Annotated in this window: 24 protein-coding genes and 1 pseudogene; 17 read left to right on the plus strand and 8 right to left on the minus strand. The window is 39.1% G+C overall.

Annotation, left to right across the window (positions count from 1 at the left end; translation table 11 throughout):
* Positions 1-23 precede the first annotated feature (23 nt).
* The 3 genes from A6749_RS28990 (at position 24) to A6749_RS17435 (ending at position 3067) form a co-directional block, all read left to right on the plus strand.
* Positions 24-719: a PepSY domain-containing protein gene (locus A6749_RS28990; protein ID WP_066392955.1), complete on the plus strand. Its 696-nt coding sequence runs from the start codon at positions 24-26 to the stop codon at positions 717-719.
* Between the two features lie 102 nt (positions 720-821).
* Positions 822-1379: a PepSY domain-containing protein gene (locus A6749_RS17425; RefSeq protein ID WP_084797884.1), complete on the plus strand. Its 558-nt coding sequence runs from the start codon at positions 822-824 to the stop codon at positions 1377-1379.
* Positions 1380-1813: 434 nt separating this feature from the next.
* Positions 1814-3067 (plus strand): cation:dicarboxylate symporter family transporter, encoded by a 1254-nt coding sequence (locus tag A6749_RS17435; protein ID WP_066392960.1) that lies wholly within the window; start codon positions 1814-1816, stop codon positions 3065-3067.
* 80 nt (positions 3068-3147) lie between these two features.
* On the opposite strand, the gene A6749_RS17440 is transcribed toward A6749_RS17435, so the two are convergent.
* Positions 3148-4668, minus strand: coding sequence for a PAS domain-containing sensor histidine kinase (locus tag A6749_RS17440; RefSeq protein ID WP_066392963.1), 1521 nt, complete (start codon positions 4666-4668; stop codon positions 3148-3150).
* 1714 nt (positions 4669-6382) lie between these two features.
* Here A6749_RS17440 and A6749_RS17445 point away from each other — a divergent pair.
* The 4 genes from A6749_RS17445 to A6749_RS17460 all read left to right on the plus strand — a co-directional run bounded on the left by A6749_RS17445 (position 6383) and on the right by A6749_RS17460 (position 9350).
* The gene (locus A6749_RS17445; protein ID WP_066392966.1) at positions 6383-6922 is read left to right on the plus strand and encodes a sigma-70 family RNA polymerase sigma factor; all 540 of its coding nucleotides are present in this window, start codon (positions 6383-6385) and stop codon (positions 6920-6922) included.
* The gene (locus tag A6749_RS17450; protein ID WP_066392969.1) at positions 6900-8234 is read left to right on the plus strand and encodes a DUF4179 domain-containing protein; all 1335 of its coding nucleotides are present in this window, start codon (positions 6900-6902) and stop codon (positions 8232-8234) included. Before A6749_RS17445 ends, A6749_RS17450 begins: the two co-directional genes overlap by 23 nt.
* A gap of 180 nt (positions 8235-8414) precedes the next feature.
* Entirely contained in the window at positions 8415-8825 is a 411-nt protein-coding gene (locus tag A6749_RS17455; RefSeq protein WP_066392972.1) for a vWA domain-containing protein, read from the plus strand.
* Positions 8826-8945: 120 nt separating this feature from the next.
* Positions 8946-9350 carry a hypothetical protein gene (locus A6749_RS17460; protein WP_066392975.1) on the plus strand — a complete coding sequence of 135 codons (405 nt, stop codon included), beginning with the start codon at positions 8946-8948 and terminating at the stop codon, positions 9348-9350.
* A gap of 47 nt (positions 9351-9397) precedes the next feature.
* Here the strand turns inward: A6749_RS17460 and A6749_RS17465 are convergent, their stop codons facing one another.
* Together A6749_RS17465 and A6749_RS17470 are read right to left on the minus strand one after the other, a co-directional pair.
* Complete coding sequence (locus tag A6749_RS17465; RefSeq protein WP_066392976.1) at positions 9398-9730, minus strand: hypothetical protein; 333 nt, start codon at positions 9728-9730, stop codon at positions 9398-9400.
* A 14-nt stretch (positions 9731-9744) separates the two neighbouring features.
* Positions 9745-9924 carry a hypothetical protein gene (locus tag A6749_RS17470; protein WP_066392977.1) on the minus strand — a complete coding sequence of 60 codons (180 nt, stop codon included), beginning with the start codon at positions 9922-9924 and terminating at the stop codon, positions 9745-9747.
* A gap of 165 nt (positions 9925-10089) precedes the next feature.
* Between A6749_RS17470 and lepB the strand changes: the two genes are divergently transcribed.
* The 4 genes from lepB to A6749_RS29295 all read left to right on the plus strand — a co-directional run bounded on the left by lepB (position 10090) and on the right by A6749_RS29295 (position 12512).
* The gene (gene lepB, locus A6749_RS17475) at positions 10090-10611 is read left to right on the plus strand and encodes a signal peptidase I (protein ID WP_066392978.1); all 522 of its coding nucleotides are present in this window, start codon (positions 10090-10092) and stop codon (positions 10609-10611) included.
* 18 nt (positions 10612-10629) lie between these two features.
* Entirely contained in the window at positions 10630-11376 is a 747-nt protein-coding gene (locus tag A6749_RS17480) for a vWA domain-containing protein (RefSeq protein WP_066392979.1), read from the plus strand.
* A 62-nt stretch (positions 11377-11438) separates the two neighbouring features.
* Positions 11439-12137 (plus strand): Type 1 glutamine amidotransferase-like domain-containing protein, encoded by a 699-nt coding sequence (locus A6749_RS17485; RefSeq protein WP_066392980.1) that lies wholly within the window; start codon positions 11439-11441, stop codon positions 12135-12137.
* A gap of 159 nt (positions 12138-12296) precedes the next feature.
* The gene (locus A6749_RS29295) at positions 12297-12512 is read left to right on the plus strand and encodes a hypothetical protein (protein ID WP_330220448.1); all 216 of its coding nucleotides are present in this window, start codon (positions 12297-12299) and stop codon (positions 12510-12512) included.
* Positions 12513-12854: 342 nt separating this feature from the next.
* Here A6749_RS29295 and A6749_RS17495 read toward each other — a convergent pair.
* The 3 genes and pseudogenes from A6749_RS17495 to A6749_RS17505 all read right to left on the minus strand — a co-directional run bounded on the left by A6749_RS17495 (position 12855) and on the right by A6749_RS17505 (position 14485).
* Positions 12855-13483: pseudogene (locus tag A6749_RS17495) on the minus strand (FMN-binding negative transcriptional regulator).
* Positions 13484-13497: 14 nt separating this feature from the next.
* Positions 13498-14016: a spermidine/spermine N(1)-acetyltransferase gene (locus tag A6749_RS17500; RefSeq protein ID WP_066392981.1), complete on the minus strand. Its 519-nt coding sequence runs from the start codon at positions 14014-14016 to the stop codon at positions 13498-13500.
* A gap of 16 nt (positions 14017-14032) precedes the next feature.
* On the minus strand, positions 14033-14485 hold the full coding sequence (locus A6749_RS17505) for a MarR family winged helix-turn-helix transcriptional regulator (protein WP_066401028.1): 453 nt from the start codon (positions 14483-14485) through the stop codon (positions 14033-14035).
* Between the two features lie 531 nt (positions 14486-15016).
* On the opposite strand from A6749_RS17505, the gene A6749_RS17510 reads away from it, so the two are divergent.
* The 5 genes from A6749_RS17510 to bioB all read left to right on the plus strand — a co-directional run bounded on the left by A6749_RS17510 (position 15017) and on the right by bioB (position 21046).
* Entirely contained in the window at positions 15017-16663 is a 1647-nt protein-coding gene (locus A6749_RS17510; RefSeq protein WP_066392982.1) for a M4 family metallopeptidase, read from the plus strand.
* Between the two features lie 186 nt (positions 16664-16849).
* The gene (locus A6749_RS17515; RefSeq protein WP_084797886.1) at positions 16850-17533 is read left to right on the plus strand and encodes a response regulator transcription factor; all 684 of its coding nucleotides are present in this window, start codon (positions 16850-16852) and stop codon (positions 17531-17533) included.
* Positions 17526-18620 carry a sensor histidine kinase gene (locus tag A6749_RS17520; protein ID WP_066392987.1) on the plus strand — a complete coding sequence of 365 codons (1095 nt, stop codon included), beginning with the start codon at positions 17526-17528 and terminating at the stop codon, positions 18618-18620. The genes A6749_RS17515 and A6749_RS17520 overlap by 8 nt, the downstream gene beginning before the upstream one ends.
* Positions 18621-18744: 124 nt before the next feature.
* Positions 18745-19635, plus strand: a complete 891-nt coding sequence (locus A6749_RS17525) for a D-alanyl-D-alanine carboxypeptidase family protein (protein WP_066392988.1) — start codon at positions 18745-18747, stop codon at positions 19633-19635.
* Positions 19636-20032: 397 nt separating this feature from the next.
* The gene (gene bioB, locus A6749_RS17530; protein WP_066392990.1) at positions 20033-21046 is read left to right on the plus strand and encodes a biotin synthase BioB; all 1014 of its coding nucleotides are present in this window, start codon (positions 20033-20035) and stop codon (positions 21044-21046) included.
* A 782-nt stretch (positions 21047-21828) separates the two neighbouring features.
* Here bioB and A6749_RS17535 read toward each other — a convergent pair.
* Both A6749_RS17535 and A6749_RS17540 read right to left on the minus strand, forming a co-directional pair.
* Positions 21829-22986: a pyridoxal-phosphate-dependent aminotransferase family protein gene (locus A6749_RS17535; protein WP_066392993.1), complete on the minus strand. Its 1158-nt coding sequence runs from the start codon at positions 22984-22986 to the stop codon at positions 21829-21831.
* Positions 22987-23123: 137 nt separating this feature from the next.
* Entirely contained in the window at positions 23124-24827 is a 1704-nt protein-coding gene (locus A6749_RS17540) for an L-lactate permease (RefSeq protein WP_066392995.1), read from the minus strand.
* 287 nt (positions 24828-25114) lie between these two features.
* Between A6749_RS17540 and A6749_RS17545 the strand changes: the two genes are divergently transcribed.
* Positions 25115-25849, plus strand: a complete 735-nt coding sequence (locus A6749_RS17545) for a FadR/GntR family transcriptional regulator (protein ID WP_066392997.1) — start codon at positions 25115-25117, stop codon at positions 25847-25849.
* Positions 25850-25973: the final 124 nt, after the last annotated feature.

Here is a 25973-nt window from a genome sequence, read left to right on the forward strand (position 1 = left end):
GAAAATGGAATGAGGTATATAAAATGAGAAAAAAACGATGGATTTGGATTCTCATCAGTATTTTTACAGTTGTCATTTTGTTTATCGGGTTTCTGCAATGGAATGGGTTAAATTCCAAAGCTGCAGCTTTGTCAAAGGAGAAAGCAACAGACCTTGTTGAACAAAGATACAAAGGAAAAGTCACGAAAATTAATAAAGTTGATGGACAATATACCATTGAGATGAACCGAAATAAAATGCGCTATGAAATTAAGCTTCAATCGAATGGCCAGGTTTTGTCCTTTTCAAAAATAGACAGTAATGAAAAGCAGGATCAGCCGCAAACAAAAACGGACGCAGAGATTAAAAAACTCTTGTTCACTGAATTCAAAGGAGAAATCGTTTCCTTTAAAAAACATTCGGAAAAGCAAAGAGATATATATGATGTTGTTCTACAAAGCAAAGACCGAAAGTCGATTGTCAAAGTGGATGCACAGACAGGGGAAATTATTTTTCGAAAAATAATTGAATTTAACAAGCCAACCGTGAAAGTATCTGAAGCCGAGGCATCCAAAATTGCTCTTGAACAAGTAAAAGGAAAAGTGGATGATATTGAATTGGAGGAATCAGGCGGTACCTCCTATTATCTTGTTGATATAGATACTGAGGATGATCGGGAAGCGACTATTCAAATACATGCCATTACCGGTGAGGTCCTGTCTGTTACCTGGGATGATTAATGAACTTCTAACGTTTTCTCATTGAATTCTAATCTTTCTTTCCTTTTTCTCTAATCTTCGCCGGTTAAAGTAGGAGTATAGAAAAGGAAATGGAGATGGTTCATGATGAAACATAAACTTATAATCGGGTCTATTGCAGCAACGGTTTTACTAGGTGGGGCAATGGCAGCAAATGCTGCAAAAAACAATCAGCCGGAAAAAATCGTTCAAAAAGCGGAAACTGGCAATGGAATGATTTCACTTGAAGAAGCCAAAGCGGTTGCTTTAAAACAACATGATGGGATTGTTGAAGCGATTGAATTAGAGGATCGTTCGGGAAAGGCTTATTATGAAGTAGAAATTGAAAAAGGCGATAAGGATTTTGATATTAGAATTGACGCTAAATCAGGAGAGGTTTTAGCTTCGAAAGACCGGGATGATGATCATGATCAAGCTGATGATCAGGAACTCCCTTCAACTCAGAATAAAAATCTATTGTCAGCCCAAGAGGCAAAAAAGATTGCAGAAGATAAAATAAAAGGGAAGGTCATGGAAATCGATTTGGAAGATGAAGACGGCCAACCAGCCTTCGAAGTAGAACTAAAAACCAACACCGGAGAAGTTGAACTGAAAATCGACGCAATAACCGGAAAAATCCTAAAAGAAGAACATGACAACTAAGTATAATGCAAAAAAAGCGGGAGAGATGCCTCTCCTGCTTTTTTGCATTTTTAATGGTGTCAGGCACCATGTGGAAATTTCGCAAACTGTCCACTCCACGCGGACAAATGTCCGTGAGTGGTGTCAGGCACCGATTATTGCACTAAAATTGTTCCAAATAAGTACCAAAAAGGCACTGAAAAAGCACTGTGATATTATATTAAAATTATATAAATTAATTTCCAAAATTATTGTAAAATCAAAGATTTTATAAAGGGGAAAATAAAAATAATTTGTACCAAGGTAAAATTTACTGTTGATTAAATAAAAAAAAGGAAATAAAATTAATTTAGCGCGAAAGTGAATAGCGATGAAAGCGGTTTAATCTTATATCAAAATAATATAATGGGTTAAACCTTCCATCTTTTAGGACAACATAGATTGGAGAGGTGCAAATGAAAAAAGTGAAAATTAGTTTAGCGTGGCAGATTTTTATCGGCCTAGTTCTCGGAATTATTGTCGGTGGCGTTTTTTATGGAAATACACAAGTGGCCGATTTTCTTCAGCCGTTCGGAACCATTTTTATCCGTTTAATTAAAATGATTGTGGTGCCAATTGTTGTTTCCAGTATTATTGTTGGGGTTGCCGGCGTTGGTGACATGAAGTCATTAGGGAAACTCGGCGGGAAAACACTCCTTTACTTTGAAATTATTACCACTATTGCCATCATAGTTGGCTTATTTGCCGGGAACGTTTTTCATCCTGGAACTGGTATAGACCGAACTCAATTAACTAAAACAGATATTAATACTTATGTTGAGACAGCAAAAACAACAGAGAGCCATTCAATGGCCGATACATTCATAAATATTGTTCCGACAAATATCATCCAATCCTTAGCAAATGGTGATATGTTAGCTATTATTTTCTTCTCTGTAATGTTTGGTTTAGGTATTGCTGCAATTGGGGAAAAAGGCGAACCACTGTTAAAGTTTTTCAGAGGAACAGCAGATGCGATGTTCTATGTCACTAACCAAATTATGAAGGTTGCCCCGATTGGTGTATTTGCCTTAATCGGAGTTACTGTTTCTAAGTTTGGTTTATCATCACTTATCCCGCTGGGAAAACTTGTAATCGTAGTTTACGGAGCGATGGCATTTTTCATTTTAGTCGTTCTTGGGTTGACTGCGAAAATTGTTGGTATCAATATCTTTAAGTTTTTAAAGTATTTAAAAGACGAACTGTTATTAGGATATTCAACATCCAGCTCAGAAACAGTACTTCCAAAGATCATGGAAAAAATGGAAAAGCTCGGCTGTCCGAAATCCATTACATCATTTGTTATTCCGACTGGTTATTCGTTTAACCTTGACGGGTCGACTCTTTACCAAGCCATTGCTGCATTATTCATTGCGCAAATGTACGGCATTCATATGAGTATCACCCATCAAATTACATTAGTACTTGTATTGATGATTACCTCAAAAGGAATTGCCGGGGTACCAGGAGTTTCATTCGTCGTATTACTCGCGACGTTGGGAACCGTAGGCATTCCAGCAGAAGGTCTAGCCTTCATCGCAGGTATCGACCGAATCCTCGACATGGCCCGTACATGTGTCAACATCGTCGGCAACTCATTAGCTGCGGTTGTCATTTCTAAATGGGAAGGTCATAAGGTTAACGATGAAGTTGAGCAATCAGCAGCATAATGCAAGAATGGAAAAAACGGTGCTTGGTGTCAGGCACCGTTTTTTTATATAAAAAAATCGTAGAGAAATTCTCCACGATTTTATTGATTATTTATTTCAAGTGCTAATGGTATTGTAATTTCAACTTCTGTTCCTTTATTTAAAGTGCTCGTTAAATTAATGTCCCCGCCGTAAGACTCAATAATTCGTTTACATACCGTTAAACCTAAGCCGGAGCCGTCCTTTTTCAAAGTATAAAACGGATTAAATGCCTGAGCGATTTGTTCGGCAGACATCCCTGATCCATTATCTTTGACCCTTATGGAGCATAAATTATTTTTTCTTTCTAAAAAGATATACAAACTTCCACCGTTCGGCATAGCTTGCAGGGAATTCTTAGTTAAGTTAAGGATGACCTGTTTTAATTGGTCTTTAACACACGAAACAAAGAGCGATTCCGATGAATACGAAGTAATTAATTCAATGTTGGTAAAATTGGCCTCGGATTGAATGATTGGATTGATTTCCGCTGTGATATGGTTGGCGTCATAGGTTTTTAAATGATAGGCAGTCGGTTTACCTAATACTAATAACTCGCTCACTATCGAATTAATCCGGTCTATCTCTGTCTGAATCACTTCAAAGTATGAATGTGCCTTTTCGTCGCGGTATTCTTCACTTAGTAACTTCACCAGCCCTTTTATTCCTGTTAGTGGATTTCTAATTTCATGGGCGGTGCTGGCAGCCAGCTTTCCAATTAACTCCAGTTTATGAATCTCCGTTTGCTCCTGTTCCTTTTTCAGATTCCTTCTTAAAAGAATGTATTTAATAAGTAAATATAAAATGTTAAAAACTGTTAAAAGAATAAAAAGGTATTTTAAAAACGTTCTTCTGTAGTCATCGGCAGTGTTGAAATTCTTAAATGCCGTAATGGTCCAAGGTAGCTGGGCGACACTGGTTCTTGAGATGACAGTGTTATCTTTTGGAATTTGACCAGTTTTAAAAAGGGTTTGTCCAGTGTTATCAACAACAAGTACGGTTTCCCCTTTTATTTGGTTTTTAATTTTTGCTTCCATTTCATCTAGTCTTAAAGACGCAATCAGTACCCCTTTAACACGCCCCTGTTCGACAATCGGAGTGGAAATGGAGATGATGTAACGACCCATTATACTGCCAATATGCGGTTTTGAAAAACTTGTCTTCTTAGTTTTGACGGTATGTTGAAAATAGGGACGCTTGCCCACATTTACAGGGTTATTTATAGGATTTGTACCAATCAGTACATCACCGTCCGTATTGGCCCAATAAAAACCAGAAAAACGCGTATCTTTCCCCGCAGTTTCTGTAAGTATTTTTTTCAATTCACTAAGGTCGTTTTTTTGTACTTTTATGGAAGTTGCCAGCATTTCTAATCTGCCAACCGTTTCCCCAAGGAAATTCTCGATATTCATGGCATAAGTATTGGCAATTTTTTGTGCCTCAATCTTTTCCTCAGTGTTCATCATTTTTACATGATGCTGCGAGAGTATGTAACTTATGCCGGCTGCTGGGAGTATGGTTAGCAGTATGTATATGAGTATATGTTTTTTTACAAATGTTTTCGCATCGTGCTGAAAGGCCAAGGGGATCTACTCCTCAATAGTTATAATTATATTTTACTATTATTTTATATTTAGATTATAACTTTTCCTCTATTAGTCAAGAATTATTTTGAAAATTTGGACAACATTGGGGTTTTGCCAATACGAGATAGTTTTATTTTCATATTTTAATAATATAAGGCTTAGATATTTATTACGTAAACAGTAAGGTGGTGAAAATGGTGCATTATGATGGGCGCAGACGTCCATTTACCTTCTGTATATTTCCTGGATATCGTTGGTGAGGACCGGGCTGCAGCGGGCCGGGTGCCCCCATAAATGAGGTGGATGGTTGTTGTTATAAACATGACCGCTGTCTTAGCAGCGGTAGAATTCCCTGTGAATGCGATTTTGAATTCATGAGATGCCTGGAACATAAACGGAATCCAGACACAGACGAAGGCAGGAAAGCCCAACTCATGTATGATTTTATGAAACTCAAAACTTTATTTACCTGCGGCGACTGGCCGAGGCAATATTAGACAGCGGCATCTGGGATGGATGCTGCTTTTTGTTGTACTTTGGGATCCCAATGGAGGGGAAAATAAGATGTTTTTGCCCAAGGAGCTGCGAGGAAGGGTGTTGGCGGTAAAAATGAAGGGTTGATTTTGCCCAAGGAGCTGCGAGGAAGGGGGCTAGCGGTAAAAATAAAGGGTTGATTCTGCCTGAGAGGCTGAGAGGAAGGGGGGTGGCGGTAAAAATGAAGGGTTGATTTTGCCCGAGAAGCTGAGAGGAAGGGGGCTATCGGTAAAAATAAAGGGTTGATTCTGCCCGTGAAGCTGAGAGGAAGGAGGCTGGCGGTAAAAATAAAGGGTTGATTCTGCCCGAGGAGCTGCGAGGAAGGGGGGGAGCGTAAAAATAAAGGGTTGATTCTGCCCGAGGAGCTGCTTGAAGGAGGCTGGCGGTAAAATGAAGGGCTGATTTTGCCCGAGGAGCTGCGAGGAAGGGTGTTGGCGGTAAAAATGAAGGGCTAATTTTGCCCGAGGAGCTGCTTGGTAGGGTGCTGGCGGTAAAAAATGAAAAGGTGATTTTGCCCGTGAAGCTGCTTGGCCGGGTGCTGGCGGTAAAAATGAAGGGTTGATTCTGCCCGTGAAGCTGAGAGGAAGGGGGCTATCGGTAAAAATAAAGGGTTGATTTTGCCCGAGAAGGTGTCGGTAAGGGGGCTCGCGGTAAAAAGAACAGAGCTCTATTGCCCGAAAAGGTACCCAAGCAGTCCTCAACGGTAAAAAGAACCGGTATCTATTGCCCGAAGAGGCACCCAAGCAGTCCCCTGCGGTAAAAAAGAACCGGTATCTATTGCCCGAAGAGGCACCCAAGCAGTCCCCCGCGGTAAAAAGAACAGAGCTCTATTGCCCGAAGAGGCACCCAAGCAGTCCCCCGCGGTAAAAAGAACTGAGTTCTATTGCCCGATGAGGTACCCAAGCAGTCTCCAGCGGTAAAAAGAACCGGTATCTATTGCCCGAAGAGGCACCCAAGCAGTCCCCCATGGTAAAAAGAACCGAGTACTATTGCCGGAAGAGAGCCCGAAGCCTGTCCCCATGGTTAAATGACCTAAATTCCAATACTAGCAAATGTCACTAGCAAAGGTTCTTGGCAATTCCCGAAATACTCCCGACTTCTGTAGTACAATATTTTTAAAAAAGTTGAAACTTTTCAATGCTGACTTTTCTCTAATGTGTGAAAGGAGGTCAGGCGATTGGATGAAATAAAATTGATCAGAAAAGCAATAAAGGGAAACGAAAAAGCCTTTGAAAAACTGCTGGAAATACATAGCGATCGATTATACCGGACGGCTTATCTATATGTTGGCAACCGCGAAGATGCCTTGGATGTTTTACAAGAAACAGCTTATAAAGCCTTTATCGCGGTAGGGCAATTACGTGACGAACGGTACTTTCTAACATGGGTGACAAAAATTCTTATTCATTGTGCTTACGATGTAATTAACAAGAGAAAAAAAGAAACCCCTGCAGCCGACAATATTATTGAACTCATACCCGGTAAAAGGGAGAAACTTGATGAAGCGCTTGACTTGGTCGAGGCAATAGACCAATTAAATGAACAACAAAGAAATGCTATTATTCTTTTTTACTATCAGGATTTGTCTCTCGCGGATGTCGCTAAACTCATGAATATTCCGGTAAATACCGTAAAAACCTATCTATCGCGGGGTAAGAGCCAATTGAAAAAACTGTTAGGAGGCGATGAATACAGTGGAAAAGAAACCATTTCATGAGCAATATGAAAAAATAGATGTGCCGCAAGATGAAGTGCTAAAAGCAATTAAGACAGGTGTCAACAGGGCAAAGACAGGCCGTAAATCTCGAAAAAATAAAGCCATTGCGCTTTCCGCCGCTGCTGCAGCAGGTATTTTTATTTCCTCCAGCTTCATGTTTCCTTCTTTTTCAAAGGTTATGGCCGACATGCCAGTGGTTGGTTACTTTTACAGGGATCTGGTCGGCGAAAATTTAGCGGCACAAAAGTTAATTACAAAATTAAATGAGACCGCAAGCTACAAAGGGATTGATGTTGACATTACCAGTGCCTATTATGATGGGGCGGTGATTGGGGTTACCTTTGATGTCAAAGGGAAGCTCAAGACGGAAGAGGATGGCCGTGTCATGGGATTTTATGAAATATTTAAAGGCGACGAAAATCTTGGTGAAACAAAAGAAATTGTCTATATGGAACCCACGGAAAACGGCTTTACAGGCAAAATTCAGTTAAGCTATCCTAAGACGGAACTCCCTGCAGACACTACTTTCCCGCTTAAATTCAAGAGCATCGGTGACAAAAAAGGGGCCTGGCGCTTTGATGTTCCTATTAAGCAATTACCATTTGAAATCAAAACCGTTGATAAGGAAAGCGTTAAAGATGGCTACAAGGTGCATGTTGATAAGATTATTACGGGAAAAGCCTCAACTGCGGTTAACTATACGTTAACAATGCCAGATAAAGAAAAAAATGATCACGTTTATTTAGAGTATTTCGATAACAATGGTAATAGCATACATTGGTTATCGGATGCGAGACTTGAAAAGAAAAAGGATGGCGACCAGATTATTATAAAGGGAAGAACGACTTTCCCGGAAAAACTGATAGATAAAACAAATTATGTTGAAGTTCGACCTGCAATAGCCCTAACAGAGGATTATCAGTTTGTCACCTTAAATGAAAAGACTCCAATTGATATTAGGTCACCGCGGCAGGATCTATCGGTTTTGATTGAGAATATTTCGGTAACAAAGAAGAAATTCACTGTAGATTTTCAAGTCAATCAAGGTGATAAAAAAAGACTGTATTTTACAGACTATGGAAACTTCGCTCGAAATGATATAACTCTTGTAAAAGAATCTAGGAAGAACATTTATGAAGAACCAATAAAACATACGGTTGAAACGTTAGATAGAAAAAAATTACGATTCCGTAGCACTTTTCAGCTTAACGATAATTTTACCCCAGAAAAATTTGTACTGCGAATAGATCTTGATAATCTTGCGGTTAATATGCCGCATGAAATGGAATCAGTAAAGATAAATCTTAAATAAAATTTGCCACAGTCCTCAAGGCTGTGGTTTTTTCATCCCCATCCTAAAGATAAGTATTTCCGCTCCGAAGAAATTATATTATAATAATTCCTTGTGTGCATTCCCGCTTTTATCCAATCATAAAGGGATGCTATTTAACCGAAAATAATATCGGTTCAATATAAAAAGGGGGAAATAATATTGAAATGGCAAAAACGAATTCTTTCGATGATCCAGGAACGTCAAGACAAAAAAGTGGCATTAGCAGTTGATACCTCAAGTAATGAAGCCCCAGCTATCCTAATCAATAACATTGTTAAATTGTTTGAAACGGTAAAACCGGATACGATCTTAGTTCAGGCTGATTTTAAAATCAGAAGCATTGCCCCGGTCAAAAGCGATTCAATTAAATATCATACGCATGGAAAATCCTCATATACATTGGTACTTGAATGGGCTAAAGAGGAACAAATTGACACGTTATTTTATATCACCGACGTTACCGGCTTTCTGCCTGAAGATATAGAACAGGTTGATTTTGAAATGTTTTGGCTGGTGTCAGGCACCTTCATGCCGCGAATTCCGTTTGGCAAAGCGATTAAAGTCGCTTAAAATTACTAAAAAGGCTGTTCTAAAAATAGGGCAGCTTTTTTCAATGGATAAAAATTGTAACTGGCGCCTATTTTGGAGAAAATAGATATAACAGAGTTATTGGGGGAAAGGGCGTTTGGAATGAAACTCGTTTATTGGGTGTTGAAAATTGGACTGCTCCCTGTTCTTATGTTCTTGGGGACTTATTTCATGAAGCTTGCAGGCTGGTGGGCGATTATCATTTCGGTCATTGCATTTATAGTGGCTAACGGGCTAATTGATCGAAAAATAAACCAGTTTAATCACCAGTACTTCATCAATAAATTTCCCGTGCTAGAGGGGCTGAAGTATGGACAGATTATCACTGTTGAATTGAATAATGGGAAGGTACTCGCCAGCCGTATTTTCGCCTCAGGTCTTAGTTCAGAAATCTTAATTGGTGCTGAACCGGTTAAAGATAATGAACTAGAGGAATTTTTGAAGGGCATTAAGAAAACTCGCTGGGTAAAGCTAAAGAAGGTCAAGATGATTAAAATTATTAAATGACTGAAAGGCCGATTGCCGGCAATTATTTTTCAATCGGCCGGTGAAATTTATAATAGAAAAAAGGTAAATAAGAATAACAGCAAGGAACCTGCAGTAATGGGATGCTTAACATGGGAAAGCAGGTATTGAACGGTTGTTTGAACTTCCTCGTTGTCTCTTTCTCTAAAAACACCCCAAAATACCATCGTAAATACTGCGGTACAGAATAACAAGGTCAAATTATAGGACAAATATTCTGTGTTGACGGCGACGCGAAACGTATAAACATACCCTTTTTGTATTAAAAACCGATAAAGTACGTATGCAATCAGTGCCTCGGCACCCATTGTAATAAAGGCACCAAACCAAAAACCAGCAACCCGGCTTTTGAACAAATTCATAGCGGTCCCGCCCTTCAGCTAACAATTGAAAACATCATAAAAGCAAAGATTAAAATGAATGTGAGCACAGCACCAAGTATGACCTGATTGTGAATACTCTTATCCATTTTTAGTTTTTGCAATAATGCTGCTAGATTTAAAAACCACAAGACTCCTAATAAGGAAACGACAAAAAATCCAAAAAATACTTCCATTAACATCCTCCGTTGTAAAAGAATAACAAACTAATTAATTCGCTGTTCTTTGTCAAATATCCTTTTTTCATGAATCAAATCTGCAAAATACAAAATAAGGAAGGATTTGGATGCTGTTTTGTGGAATATACATAAAATATAAAACCGTACAAGGAGTGGGTGTAAATGTCAAAAAAGGAATTAGTAAGCTGGGGTAAATCACTATTGATTGCACTTGGAATCGCTCTTGTGGTCAGGACATTCTTTTTTTCACCTTATATCGTGGAGGGCTCCTCGATGGAACCGACGCTTCATGATCAGGAAAAGATGTTTGTTAATAAGTCAGTTGATTTTGTTAGAGGGGACATTGTCATTATTAAAGGCCCAGCGGAAAACTATGTGAAAAGGGTAATCGGGTTTCCGGGGGATAAAATTGAAATGAAAAATGATCAATTATTTATTAATGGGGAGATTTCTAAAGAACCCTATCTATCACATAATTTAAAAGCAGCGCAGGAAATAGGGAGCAGGTTAACAGAAGATTTCGGGCCGTTCATCGTTCCTAAGGGCCGCTATTTTGTCATGGGCGACAATCGTTTACACAGCACAGACAGCCGCAACGGCCTTGGACTTATTAAGGAAGAAAGTATCGTAGGTAAAACTGAATTTATTTTCTTTCCATTTACGGAAGTCAGGGTTGTGAAGTAGTAAGAGGAGGATTCTCAAATGGCAACAATTGATTTACAGAAAAAAAGCGTCAAGATTGTGTTGGAAAAGAAGAGTTTGAACAAGGTTAGAGCAAGGGTAGGACTTGTTCTCGATATTACCGGTTCCATGAGGTCCTTGTATAAGAATGGTACCGTTCAAAAGGTTGTGGAGCGGATTTTGGCGATAGCCTCCCAATTTGATGATGATGGACAGCTGGATGTATGGGTGTATGACAATGAGTTTTCACGGCTAAAGCCCGTAACGGAAAGGGATTTTGAAGGATATGTGAATCGGATTATTCTTGAAGATGACTTAGTCCATAAATTCGGCAGAAATGATGAGCCGCCTGTTATGAAGGATGTTTTAAAAAAATATTTGGAAGAAGAACAGAGTGACGACCCTGCCTATATTGTTTTTATCAATGATGGGGGCTGCAAGAAAACGATTAAGCCAATTATTGAAAGTTCAGCTAAATACCCAGTCTTTTGGCAGTTTGTCGGAATCGGCGATGGGAATTTCGATTTTTTAAAGACTCTGGACACAATGGAAGGAAGAATCGTAGACAACGCCAACTTTTTACATATTGCAGAAATAGATAAGATTTCAGACAGTCAGCTTTATGACTCTTTATTAAACGAGTTTCCAAGCTGGATAAGGGAAGCACGGGAAAAAGGGATACTTAAAGTGGAGAAAACGGTACAGCCGGCAGCCCAAGAGCTGGTAAAGAAGAAGCAAGGCTTTTTTGCAAAGTTGTTTGGCCGTTAGGTGGAATATAAATTGAAAAAGCTTATGCTTTGTTAATTATTTTTAGTAAGGAATGAACAAATATGAGACAAATTATTGCCCTTGGCGGCGGGGGCTTCTCGATGGAGCCAGAAAACCCGCTTTTAGACACCTATATTTTGCAGCAATCCAACAAGCTCAAACCAAAAGTTTGTTTTTTGCCTACCGCAAGCGGTGACGCGGATGGCTATATTTCAAATTTTTATCGTTTTTTTGAGCTTCAGAACTGCGAGCCTTCCCATTTATCATTATTTAGGCCATGTACAAGGGACCTTGAAGGATTTTTGCTCGAAAAGGATATTATCTATGTCGGTGGCGGTAATACGAAAAATCTCTTAGTTTTGTGGGAAGAGTGGGGGATTGATGTCATTTTAAGAAAAGCGTGGGATGCTGGAATCATTCTTGCAGGAATCAGCGCGGGTTCCATTTGCTGGTTTGAAGAAGGTTTAACAGACTCCTATGGCGACGAACTCGAACTAATCAAGGCGCTGGGGTTCTTAAAAGGAAGTAACTCCCCTCATTATGATGGAGAAGCTGATCGAAGACCTGCCTTTCATCGATTAATAGAAACTGGGAAAATGCAGCCTGGTATTGCAGCGGATGACGGGGCCGCTGTTCATTTCATCGAGCAAGATATACATAAGGTTATTAGCTCTAGACCTAATGCAAAGGCGTACAAGGTATCTTTTGATGGAAAAATAATCGAGTCTGAGCTTGAGACTAAATACTTGGGTACAAATTAAAAAAATGAAGGACATTTTGTAGCTAGTCCAAATGGATTTTGTCATTCATAAAGGTCAACTGTGGCTGAAATGGCTGAAACTATCTTTATAAGTATAAAATTACGAGTAGATTGTGTTACCTACTGATTTTTCAAACAGTAAATCATAAGGGGAAATTTCATGGATAAATCGCAAATAATTAAAGAGAAGCTAAATTTAATCGACTGGTGCGAATCGCTAAAAGGGTTATCGAATGATATCTGGTTTGCTCGGTTTAAGGAAGGCAGCTGGGGGATCGCCGATGTGATTTCCCATTTCATTTCCTGGGACCGGTTTTTACTGGAAAATCGTATTCCATTTATTATTCATTCTGAAAAGTTCCCAAATAGATGTTAACGCGATCAATGCGGAGGCATCCCGCTATGCAAGGTCAGGTATCTCTAAAGCTGACCTTATTAATGATTTTGTCCTAATCAGAAAAAATCTTGTTTCGCAAACTGCTAGTATTCCTGATGATAGATTTCAAGAACCATTGAACATTGGCAGCAGTGTGACATTAGCTGGCTATTTTTCAGGACTTATTGAACATGATAAAAAGCATATGGACCAAATCAATGCTTTTATAAAATCGTATTAAAAGAGTTGGTCTATTAATCTACGTACCCACAGCAATAAAAAACAGCAAAGTAATTCGCATATGAACCCACTTTGCTGTTATTATAAAGAACGTCCTGGTAATCAGTTTGTGTTTTTTCGTTTGTTTTTCATTAGTTCAGCCATTTCTTTCGAGTTAGGACTTGTTTCATTTTGTAAATTATTAACGATATTAGTATAATCAGTTTCATTTCTGTTCTGACTTAATTTATAGGCTGCCTGGATTTCTCCCACCTTAATCTTAAATCCAACTATCCCCTTCAGTTGACTTTCTAAAAGCTGAGGTGAAAGTTTATCCCATAAAACTGGATTTTCACGATTTCCCTCGTATTTTTCCAGCATTTTTGTTAAATCTTCTATTAATTGATCCTTCTCTAAAATGCTTGCTTTTCCATACATATGGACCGCCTGATAATTCCAAGTCGGAACATTTTCGTGCGAATACCAGGAAGAAGAAATATAGCATGTGCTCCCTGAAACATAACTAGCACATCCTCACAGCTCTCAAAGGTTCTCCACTGAGGGTTCCCATAAGCCATATGTCCAGTAAGATAGTAATCATCACCTTTTTTATGTAACCCCAAAGGCAAATGAGTAGCGATTGGTTTTCCTTGTTCTGTTGTGACGATCGTGCCAAAAGAGTTTTTTTGAACAAAGTCCCAAATTTCATCAACATTTGTGACCTTAAAATATTTTGGAATATACATAATCATCCACCTTTAAAAAGTTATATGAGTGTTTTAGTCATTATAATGTCCGTTTGTTCGTCATCACCCATATAAAAAGAGTGGGCTCCAGTTTGAACAAATCCCATCTTCTTATAAAAAGCCATAGCATTTTCATTCTTTTCCCATACGCCTAGCCAGATTTTCTTTTTATTACGTTCCATCGCAATTTCGATCGCTTTATTTAGCAGATATTTGCCGAGCCCGTGTTTTTGAAATTTACTCCTTATATAAATCCTCTCGACTTCAAGAGATTCATCACCCATTTCTTCGGACTGAGCATCATTGGTGTTGACCTTTAAATATCCAGCAACTTCATCATTAAAATAAACAAAAAAGAATTGTGAAGAAATATTGGATAATTCCTTTTCTAATTGCTTTAAGTTATAGGCCCTTTCCAAATAAGCACTCAAATTTTCAGGTGAATTCTGATCTTTAAATGTTTCGGTAAATGTTTCATAACTAATTTCTTGAAGCTTGAGTAAATCTTCAAGGCTACACTTTTTAAGAATTGTAGACATTTAATATTTCGCCCCTTTAATAATTTCGCTTGTTCCCTTTTTTTACAAATTCCCAGTCTTTTTCGACATTTTTTCTAACTCTTTGGAGGAGGTTAAAAATGGCCTCTCCTTCTTCTTTCGAAAATCCCTCTAATGCAACAGTATTGGAGTAATCATTTTCTCTTTTAATAAAAGGATATACATTTTTCCCTTTCTCTGTCGGAAAGAGCTTCTTTATTTTTTTGTTATGGTGATCGTCTTTCTTTTCAATAAAACCATTCATTTCAAGTTTTTTTATTGCACGAGCTGCTGTTGTTCGGTCTACCTTTATCATCTCAGACAACTTTTCCTGAATGATCCCTGGATTTTCACATATTCGCACAAGGTACAAATACTGCCCTTTTGTAAGGTCATATGCTTTAAATTCGATATTACTTATAGAATCTAAAGCCCTGGCTATCATTCCAATTTCACGAAGAATTTCCTTCATCATTGCATCTCCACCCAATGTTCTGTAATTAACCTTAAGCAAATATTAAAATATTTTTGTTGCATTTGCAACAAAAAATAATTTCCTTTGCAAGTACTGCAATAAGAGAACTGCTTAATCTACCAGCAATTCATTTTTCCATTTAATTAGTCATATGACTCAATTTCCATTTATTGATTGCCATATACAGTGTGACTGTATAAAATAATTTTTTCCCGCTTACAATTATTTTATTTTTGGTCTTTAGTTTCAAAGCGGAACAGCAAGATAAGAAAACAACTAGATAACCAAAAATGATAGGCCAAAAGTAGATTTTCCAAGAAATGGCCGCGTACTAACTAAAATATGGATAAAAATTTCCCAACGTCACTAGCAATCTGGCGTTGGTTTTTTATGTATCGACAGGAAAAATTGCTGGTGACTGACCTTCATCGACACTCTATGATTCTCTTTTTTTCCCAATCACACTCGTATTTTTGCCGTGATATAATCATTTTGCAATTCAAAAAAAGATAGTAGGAGGATGGGAAAATGAAGAAGAGAACGTCACTAGTTTTAGTGTTGGGATTAACGGTTGGGGCAGTTTTACCAATGTCAGCTACGGTGGCTGCGGAAAAGACCCCTTACAATGTAACCGCTTCCAATCCTACAAAGCAGTTTGGTAAGGATGCAAAGGTCAATTGGAAAAAGGGACAAGCTGTACCGTCGTTTGTACATGGTATGCTGTCGGCAAAAGCCCATAAAGACCAGCATGCGATCAAGCAATTTTTGAAAGATAATAAGGAACTCTATCAACTTGATGCTGACAAGGATCTTACACTTCTTGAAGTTCAAAAGGACGAGCTTGGTAGTACGCATTACGATTTTGTCCAATCTGTTCAAGGGATTCCAGTTGATGGTGCCAAGTTTAAGGTGCATACGGATAAGGATGGGATTGTAACGGCTGTAAACGGTGACGTGTTCCCGGAAGCATCCTCCTATTTTAAAGGCAAGCTGAAGGCCAATGTTTCTAAGAATGATGCCTTGGAAACAGCGTGGAAATCGATTGATTTAACGAAAGAAGAAACTGAGACGAATGCCGTCGACCCAACCGGCAAAGAGGTAGAAGATACCGCTGAAAAAGCTGAACTGGTTATTTTTAAAAACAGAAATAACTTTCATTTAGCTTATAAAACCAATCTTCAATTCATTCAGCCATACCCGGCGAACTGGGTTGTCTATGTTGATGCTGTTAACGGCAATATCCTAGATTCCTATAATGCCGTTGCGGATGGGGCAACAACCGGGTCTGGATATGGTGTTCTAGGAGATTATAAAACATTGAACACCTACTATCAAAACAGTACTTACTATTTATATGATGTAACGAAACCGATGAACGGTGTGATTGAAACGAGAACGGCGGCTAATCAATCACGACTGCCAGGTAATTATTCAGTTGATAGTGATAATAAATTCAATGCTGTTTCGCAGGGGGCTGATGTGGATGCCCATTATTATGCCGGTGTTGTCTATGATTATTATAAAAATACGTTTAATCGTAATAGTTTTGATGGTAATGGGGCAACTCTCCGTTCAACTGTCCATTATGGCAGAAACTATAACAATGCGTTCTGGAACGGGTCGCAAATGGTGTATGGGGATGGCGACGGAGTTACCTTCAGACCGCTGTCCGGTTCTTTGGATGTTATTGCCCATGAACTAACTCATGCTGTAACAGAGTACACAGCAGGGCTGGAGTATCAAAATCAGTCGGGTGCTTTAAATGAATCCATCTCTGACACGTTTGGCGTCTTCCTTGATAAAGGTGATTATTTAATTGGTGAGGATGTGTACACTCCGAATAAGTCAGGAGATGCACTGCGCAGTTTATCAAATCCGAGCCTGTATGGCCAGCCGGAGCACATGAATAATTATGTAAACACTACTTCCGATAACGGCGGTGTTCATACAAATAGCGGAATCCCTAACAAAGCAGCCTATTTAACAATCTCCAAGCTAGGAACGGCTGTAGCAGAGAAAATCTATTACCGTGCCTTAACGGTATATCTTGCTCCTCGAAGCAGCTTTAGCGATGCTCGTGCCGCCCTCCTTGCAGCCGCTGCCGACCTATATGGCACTGGCAGCACACAATACAACACCGTAGCCTCCGCATGGTCTTCAGTGGGAGTTTACTAAGAAATATGAACCTAGCAAACCTATAGAAACAGCCGCTGCCAGCAATGTGCAGCGGCTGTTTTGCTGTTAGGAAAACTCTTTACCACCATGTAAAAAAGAAATATGTAATTTCCTATAATACTGTTATACTAAAATCGGCTGTTCCATCATCTTCCATATAGATGTTGGATTTAGGAGGAAATCAATTTGAGACATATTTTAGTAGTCGATGATGATAAAGAAATTGTTCAGTTAATTTCGATATATTTACAAAATGAAGGGTATAGAATTTCCAAAGCATTTAATGGCGAAGAGGCATTAGCTGCAATTGAAAAGGAAAAGATAGATTTGGTTGTTTTGGATGTTATGATGCCAAAAGTGGATGGTATGGAAGTATGCAGGATATTGCGTGAAAAGAATCATGTCCCCATATTAATGGTTAGTGCAAAATCGGAGGATATGGATAAAATAACAGGATTAATGACCGGGGCCGATGACTATCTTACAAAACCGTTTAATCCACTGGAACTGACGGCTAGGGTTAAAACGTTGATTCGGCGTACCTACCTTTATCATGAGGAGAGAAGTGTGGAGGAGATTATTAAGATTGGCAGTCTTGAAGTCAATAAAACCTCTCATACGGTGACGGTAGACGGGCGAATGATCCCATTAACAGCTAAAGAATTCGATATTTTGTACATCATGGTTTCCAATGTTGGAAGGGTTTTTAGCAGTGAGGAAATCTTTGAGCTGATCTGGAAGGAGAAATTTTATTCGTCCAATAATACCGTAATGGTTCATATTAGTAATCTCCGAGAAAAGCTTGAAAAGGAAATGGGGTATAAGTTTATTAAGACGATTTGGGGAGTGGGATATAAAATCGATGGCTAAAATATCAGCTTCCATCTATGGCAGATTACTATTAGTTTTGCTTATTTGCAGCCTTATTGCAGCACCTGCTGCGGCTATATTGCTTTACGCTGTAAAAGTAATTTACATCAATGTCCCTTTGCCGCCTAATGTAAATTTCTTCATAAAGCAAACCTATGGTAACTATGGTAAATTGAATTTGTTTTTTATTGGAATCACCATTTTAACAATAATATTTTATTCCTTATGGATGATCAAGAGAATTTCCTATTTTAGGCTTATTCGCAATTCTACTCAGCAGCTTTCTAAGGGCGATTTTAATCTTGAAATTCCGGTCAAAGACAAAGGCCCTTTAAGCTCGATTGCACAAAATTTAAATCAAGTAAAAGGCCAGCTAGAAACTTTAATAGAAGAAGAAAAAAGGGCCATTCGGACGAAGAATGAATTGGTTACCAATGTTTCACATGACTTACGAACACCGCTTACTTCAATCATCGGGTATTTACGATTGATTGAAGAAGATCAGTACAGGGATGAAGTCGAGCTTCGCTACTATATTCATATTGCTTATGAAAAGGCATTAAGGCTAAATGGCATGGTTAATGACCTGTTTGAATTTACGAAAATAAACAATCGTGAAGTTTCACTAAGGAAAATCGGCTTTAATCTGAATGAATTGCTTAGACAGCTTTCGGCACAGTTTCATCCTGAACTAATAGCTGCCGGTATGGAAATCGAAATAGAAAGTACGAATGATGAGATAATGATAGAGGCAGACCCCGATAAACTTATGAGAGTTTTTGAAAACCTGATTGCCAATGCCATTAAATATGGAAAAACAGGAAAAAAGGTAGACCTCATTGTAGAGAAGCAAGGACATCATATTATGGTAAAGGTGATCAATTACGGACAGCCAATTCCTGCAAAAGCCATTCCGTTTATTTTTGAACGAATGTATCGTGTAGAGCAATCCAGATCAGATGAAACCGGGGGAACCGGGTTAGGACTTGCCATTGCTAAAGGAATTGTAGAATTACATAAGGGGTCTATTACGGTAAAAAGTAATGAAGCAGAAACTTTTTTTCAAGTACAATTACCATTAAATTAATAGGGCGTTGTTATACCGTCTATATTTTTGAAAAAATCTTTAGGTTTTCTTTAGGTTTATTTTCATTTCTCTTTAGAAATAATGGCTATATTTGGTTTAGACCATTTTTCTAGGAGTGCTTTGGATGAAAATAAAAACAATTGTGATTGGTTTACTAGTTTGTATTTTGATAAGTTATGGCTATTTTGTAAAGGATGTAGAGAATGCCTCGAATAAGAATAAGGAACCGATCACGACCATAAAAGGTGAAGCTGGGGTATTAATGGATGTTGAAACAGGTAAGGTAATCTATGCTAAGAATGAAAACAAAAAACTTTTTCCTGCTAGTACTACAAAAATGTTAACGGGGTTATTAGCCATAAAATATGGTAATTTGGACGACGAAATTACCGTGGGAAAAGAGGTTAAGTTAAAGACAACAGGAGAAAGCACAGCCTGGCTGAAAGAAGGACAGGTTCTTACTTTAAGAGAATTATTGGCGGGTTTGATGCTTCCTTCCGGCAATGATGCAGCTAGAACAATCGCCATCTATACGGCAAAAAGACAAATGGGTAATTCACATGGTTCAGATGAAAAGGCATTGGATTATTTTGTTAACATGATGAATAAAGAAGCAAAAAAATTAGGAGCCTTTGACTCACACTTTATGAATCCCCATGGATTGCATCATACTAACCATTATTCAACAGCCCATGACTTAGGATTAATTGCAAAAGCAGCTATGAAAAACGCCAATTTTAGGGAAATAGTTAGCAGTAAAATCTATTCAGATGAAGCAATTACATATGAAAATCGAAATCAGCTTCTCAATTCAGAGAGCCCATTTTATTTTGAAGGTGCGAATGGAATCAAAACCGGTTTTACAGACGAAGCGGGCTATTGCCTTGTCTCTTCTGCTGAAAGAAATGGAAAAAAAGTGATTGCTGTCGTATTAAATTCAGACCAAAATAATGTTTGGAATGACTCTATCGCTTTACTTAAGAAGGGATTTACCTCGGAATATGTAAAAAAATAATTTATGTCTAAGGCAGCCTCTCAATATTAGGGGCTGCCTGTTTATTTAGTACTTCTACATTCCGAGCTAGCCTGTTTAGGGGATTGCGATTGCTACTGGTGCGCAAAAAAAATAGATTGGTGATGTCACCAATCAAATTATGGGAAGTTTTAAGAAATGAGTTCGAGGAACTTATTTCTTAATTAAGTTACTTATATAGTAAGGAAAAGTTGTGGAGAATTTAGGGGGAAGTTATGTGGAAATTGTGAAGAGTTCAGGAGGACTTAAAAGCAGTCTATAGGATTGATTATGGTTAATTTTTCAAATAAATAGTTTGATTTTTAAGTTACTTGTTTTATAATTTTATATGTTAACTTAACTTTAAGTTTGGTTGACTAATATAAAATGAGGTGATGGCGTGGATTGGAACAAGCTGGCGAAAAACGTGATTGAAGGCTATGAGCTGTCAAAAGAAGAAGCGAAGGAAATCTTATTTTCAAAGGATGAAGAAATTCTTTCTCTAGTAAATGCTGCCTATGAAATTCGCAGACATTATTACGGTAAAAAGGTTAAGTTAAATTTGATAATAAATGCTAAGAGCGGGCTGTGCCCGGAAGATTGCGGCTACTGCGCCCAATCTATTAAAGCAAAAACGGAGATCGATCGCTATACCCTGATTAGCAAACAAACCATTGTCGAGGGTGCCAAGGAAGCGAAGAAGAATAAGATTGGTACATATTGTATCGTCATGAGCGGACGCAGGCCAACGAATAATGAAGTAGATACGGTCATCTCCGCGGTTGAAGAAATTAAAAACGAGGTCGACCAAATCAAAATTTGCGCTTGTATGGGGCTTGTGACAGAGGAGCAGGCGGTAAGATTGAAGACTGCAGGTGTTGACCGTTTTAATCACAATATCAATACGAGTGCTAACCATCATACCAATATTACAACGACTCATGATTATGATGATCGCGTGAATACGATTGAGAATGTTAAAAAAGCAGGTATTTCACCATGTTCCGGTGTGATTTGCGGCATGGGTGAAACCGAAGATGATATCGTGGAAATGGCTTTTGCATTAAAAGATCTTGATGCGGATTCGATCCCGGTTAATTTCCTTCATCCAATTAAAGGGACAAAGTTGGAGGATTTGGACGATTTAACACCACTTAAATGTTTGAAAATCCTTGCCTTGTTCCGTTTTGTAAATCCAACAAAAGAGATCCGCATTTCCGGCGGCCGAGAATTTAACTTACGCTCGCTGCAAAACCTAGGTTTGTTTATCGCCAACTCCATATTCGTCGGCGACTACCTAACAACAGACGGCCAAGCAGCAAAAGAAGACTACCAACTCATACAAGACCTAGGCTTCGAAATCGAAGACAACCCATTCGAAGTAGAATCTCAAAGCTTCGCAACAACCCATTAAAAACAAATCTTGGTGTCAGGCACCACTCGTGGACAATTGTCCACTGTGGGCGTACAGTTCCGTTGAAAGAAGGGCAAAAAAAAAGATTGGTGTCTGACACCAATCAAAATTATGGGAAGTCTTAAGAAATGAGCCCGTGAACTTATTTCTTAATTAAGATGCTTTTATAATAGGGAAAAGTTGTGGAGAAATTACGAAATAGTTGTGTGGAAGTTGTGTAGGTTTGTTAGAAGAATTATAGGAATTACCTATTGAGGACAAAACCGGCTGAGAAACCTAGGAAACTGTCTTTAATAAGCCCTATTGAGGACAAACCCGGCCTAGAAACCTATGAAAATGTCTTTAATAAGGCTTCTAGAAGACAAACCCGGCCTAGAAACCTATGAAAATGTCTTTAATAAGGCTTCTAGAAGACAAAACCCGCCTAGGAACTTATGAAAATGTCTTTAATAAGGCTTCTAGAAGACAAAACCCGCCTAGGAACTTATGAAACTGTCTTTAATAAGGCTTCTAGAAGACAAAACCGGCCGAGAAACTTATGAACTGTCTTTAATAAGACCTATTGAGGACAAACCCGGCCTAGGAACTTATGAAAATGTCTTTAATAAGCTCTCTTAAGACCAAAACCAGACCAGAAACCACATAAATTTGTCTTTAACAAAACAAATGAAGGACCAAATCTAACCTCCCCCCTAAAAAATGTCTTTAATAAGCAAAGGTCCGTCCCGACCACAAACCAATACGTCGGAGCAGACCTTTTTCCATATCGAAAACAAATCAACTTATTTCTTTTGCGCTTCCAAGAACACCTTTTGTGCCGCCAATACACCGGCACCCGGTTCGAATTGGTAGTTGAAATCCTGCAATCCTGCTTCCAGTAAAGAAACAGCTTGAAGAATATCGCTAGGGAAGCAATAGCCCATATGTCCAAAGCGGAACATTTTACCTTGCAGATGGCCAAGACCGCCGGCGAAATCAAGATGGTATTTCGTTTTCAAATGGCCTAAAAATGCCCCTAAGTCCAATCCTTCCGGAGCGAGAATAGCCGTAATCGTAGGTGAAGCAAATTCATCAGAAGTTAACAGTCCAATCGAAAGGGCTCTCATCGCTTCCCGAACCATATTTTTCATTAACTCATGACGGGCAACGGTCTGCGAAAATCCGCCTTCCTCCTCGATCAAATCACATACTGCGGAAAGTCCATAAATCAAAGAAACCGCAGGGGTATTCGGAGTCATGCCTTTCTCTGCCCACTCCCGATAGCTCATTAAATTCAAATAATAAGCAGGTGTTTTATTCTCTTCAATTACCTTCCATGCGCGGTCGCTAACACTCAACAGGGCAAGTCCTGGAGGGAGCATCATTGCTTTTTGCGAACCCGTTACTAAAATATCTACGCCCCATTGATCCATTTCTGCAGGAGCACCGCCGATACAGCTGACGCCATCCACAATAAACAAGGCATCTGTCTGTGTCCGTACAACCTTTGCCAATTGGTCGATTGAGTTAAGAATCCCTGTGGAGGTTTCGTTATATGTCGCAAACACTGCTTTAATATTGGACAATGGTTTTAGAAATTCAGCCAGTTCTTCAGCAGTGCAAGCTTCACCCCAAGGTTTTTCAAGCTTATGTACATGGAAGCCATATTTTTCACAAATGGAAACGAAATAGTTGCCGAATGCGCCGACAGTAATGACAACGACTTCTTCCCCTGCTGCAACGGTGTTAACTGCAGCGGCTTCTAATGCCGCAGTACCGCCGGATGGGAGCAGCAAAATATCCTGCTTTGTTCCGAAAACAGTTTTCACACGATTGGTTGTTTCACGGTATAACTGTACAAACTCTTCGCTGCGGTGGCTCATCATATCCCGGTTCATCGCCAGCTGAACTTTTTTCGGTATCGGTGTAGGTCCTGGATGTCGTAAAATGTTTGAATACATAACGTTTCCCTCCAATAAACTCTATAAAAAATATTACCAATTTTCTAATTAAATTATAGCAAATCCTTTTTTAAAAATCTTCCAAAAGAAGAAAGGCCAATTCCAAAAAGGAAACAGCCTTTCGAAAAAAGAAATTTTTAAGGAATCATAAAGCTTAACACTGAGTTTTGCAGCCACACGATGATGCCGATAATAACAACTAGGAAAATACTGTGTTTAATTGTAAAGCGGAACAGCTCTGATTCCTTACCGACAAGGCCAACTGCTGCACAGGCAACGGCAATTGACTGCGGTGAAATCATTTTCCCGGTAACTCCGCCGGATGAGTTAGCGGCAAGAGCCAGAATTGGATTCATGCCAATGGATTCCGCAGTAACTTTCTGCAGGTTGGCAAATAAAACGTTTGCCGACGTATCTGAGCCAGTTACGAATACTCCCAGCCAGCCAAGGAAAGGCGAGAAGAATGGGAATAGAACCGCCCCTGTTTTAGCAAGGGCTAATCCAAGTGTTGTACTCATTCCTGCAACATTTATAACATAGGCAAATCCAACGACCGAAGCAATGGTGATCAGCGGGTACTTGACTTCATTCAATGTCTCCCCGAATGTTTCGACCCAAGCTTTCCATGACATTTTTACAATAAACTTTGTGATAATCGCGGCTATTACAATTGCTGTACCGGCTGCCGCTAATATCTCCAATTTGTAGAATGCAGGTGCCGCAGCAGCTCCAGCTTTACTAATCACTTTGTTATGAACCAAAGGCACTTCCGGCATAAATGTGAAGGCATGTCCAATTGAATTAATGGCTTTTAAAATGGCATTCGAGCCTTCATAGTGTCCGCTTAGGGCACTCTTGATTGTCGGTATTCCCCAAAGAGTAATCGTAGCGGTTAACAGAATGAATGGTGACCAGGCTTTAAAAATTTGCCCGCTGGTATAGTGAACCGCTTTCGATTTTCCTCCGGGAAGAGTAACCGCGGCAGTCGCGGCAAATTCTTGCTCCGCTGAAAAACGAAAAATGGTCTTAGGTTTCCAGAAATTAAGAAAAATCGCTAATGATACTAAGGAAATAAGTGCTGATAAAATATCTGGCAGCTCAGGTCCTAAAAAGTTAGATGATAAATATTGCGCAATAGCAAATGAAAGACCGGATACTAGAATTGCCGGTAACACTTCCATCGTTTTCTTAAAGCCAGCCATAATCAGTACTAGGTAAAACGGGATAAACGCTGATAAAAAGGGCAGCTGCCGGCCAATCATTTTAGAAATTTCTTTAGCCGGAATCCCGGTAGGTCCTTCCATTGCGATAACCGGTGTACCGATAGCGCCAAAGGCAACAGGTGCCGTGTTAGCGATTAAACAAATTCCGGCTGCGTAGAGCGGATTGAATCCCAGCCCGACCAATAAGGCGGCGGAAATCGCAACTGGTGCGCCAAAGCCTGCCGCTCCTTCAAGGAATGCGCCAAATGAAAAGGCTACCAATAATGCTTGCAAACGACGATCCTCTGTAATTGATAAGACCGAATGGCGAATGATATCGAATTGACCTGATTTTACGGTTAACTTGTATAAAAAGACTGAGGCAACGATGATCCAGCCGATTGGAAGTACGCCATAAACAGCTCCTTGTGTAGCCGACATGACCGCCATGCCAGCTGGAACTTTATAGGCAATAACGGCAATAATAATAGCGAGAATAAGTGTCGTCAAACCAGCTATATGGCCTTTCATCCTTTTAATAGCTAAAGCCCAAAAGAAATAAAGAATGGGGATTAGGGCAACAATTGCGGTGAGGGCAAGACTGTTCCCAGCTGCCGTGAAATTTTGAGTAAATGTCATTCACATACTCCTCCTTGATTGATTTGTCATTTCATCGTATGTACCTGTAAAAAAACAGCCATCCTCCTGATCAAAACCGGTAATCGCTTTCAAATGATGACAAGGTCATCTGATGACTAGATGTTCAACATGGTGATATGAAAAATTATATTAATATTTAAATAAAATTACAATAAAAAATTTTATAGATTTTTTAATAGAATTTTTGAAGTAGATGCAAATCATTTGAAAAAAGGTATAATGAAAGGGCGTGTCAATGTTGATGAATTATTTAAAGGGGCACTGGTATGAACTATAAAAAAATAAAACCAAAAAAAATATATGAAGAAGTAGCCGAGGCTATTTATGAAATGATTCGGTCCGGACAGCTCAAACCAGGAGATAAGCTTGACTCTGTCCAGCAGCTGGCGGAAAATTTCCAGGTGGGCCGTTCTGCAATCCGTGAGGCATTGACCTCATTACGGGCAATGGGACTTGTTGAAATGAAGCAGGGAGAAGGAACATATGTAAAAGAATTTGAAAAAGATCAAATTACGTTTCCTTTATCCACTGCGATTTTAATGAACAAGGATGACATTGCGGAATTAGTAGAGGTACGGAAAATTGTCGAAAGCGGTACTGCGGCGGCTGCTGCGAAGAAAAGAACGGAACAGCATCTTTCTTTGATGGAGGCTGCCTTAGAGGCGATGCTTGAAGCAAAGGGCGATGAGGAATTGGGTGAAACAGCGGATTTAAAGTTTCACATGGCTCTGGCTGAAGCTGCCCATAACCAATTATTGCTCAACCTTATGAATCATGTGTCTGAGCTGATGGTCGAAACGATGCGGGAAACGAGAAAGGTTTGGCTTTTTTCGAAAGAAACCACGATTGAGCAGCTTTATAAAGAGCATTTGGCGATTTATGAAGCAATCAAATCACAGGACGAAGAAGCAGCTCGGAATAGCATGCTGACTCACCTTGAAAATGTAGATGCTATTCTAGGAAAGTACTTCCAGCACACAACAAAGTTTAACGGGGAGTAACAACTTATTTCTAAAGGGTTCTCATAATATTGAGAGCCTTTTTTGTGTTTCTTTAAATCAAGAAAAAATGCTTTTTTTGATGAAAGCCCTTCCTTAGGTTGATAATTTTGGTGTAAGATATAAA

Origin of the sequence: Neobacillus mesonae (assembly GCF_001636315.1) — a bacterium.
Taxonomy (GTDB): domain Bacteria; phylum Bacillota; class Bacilli; order Bacillales; family Cytobacillaceae; genus Neobacillus; species Neobacillus mesonae.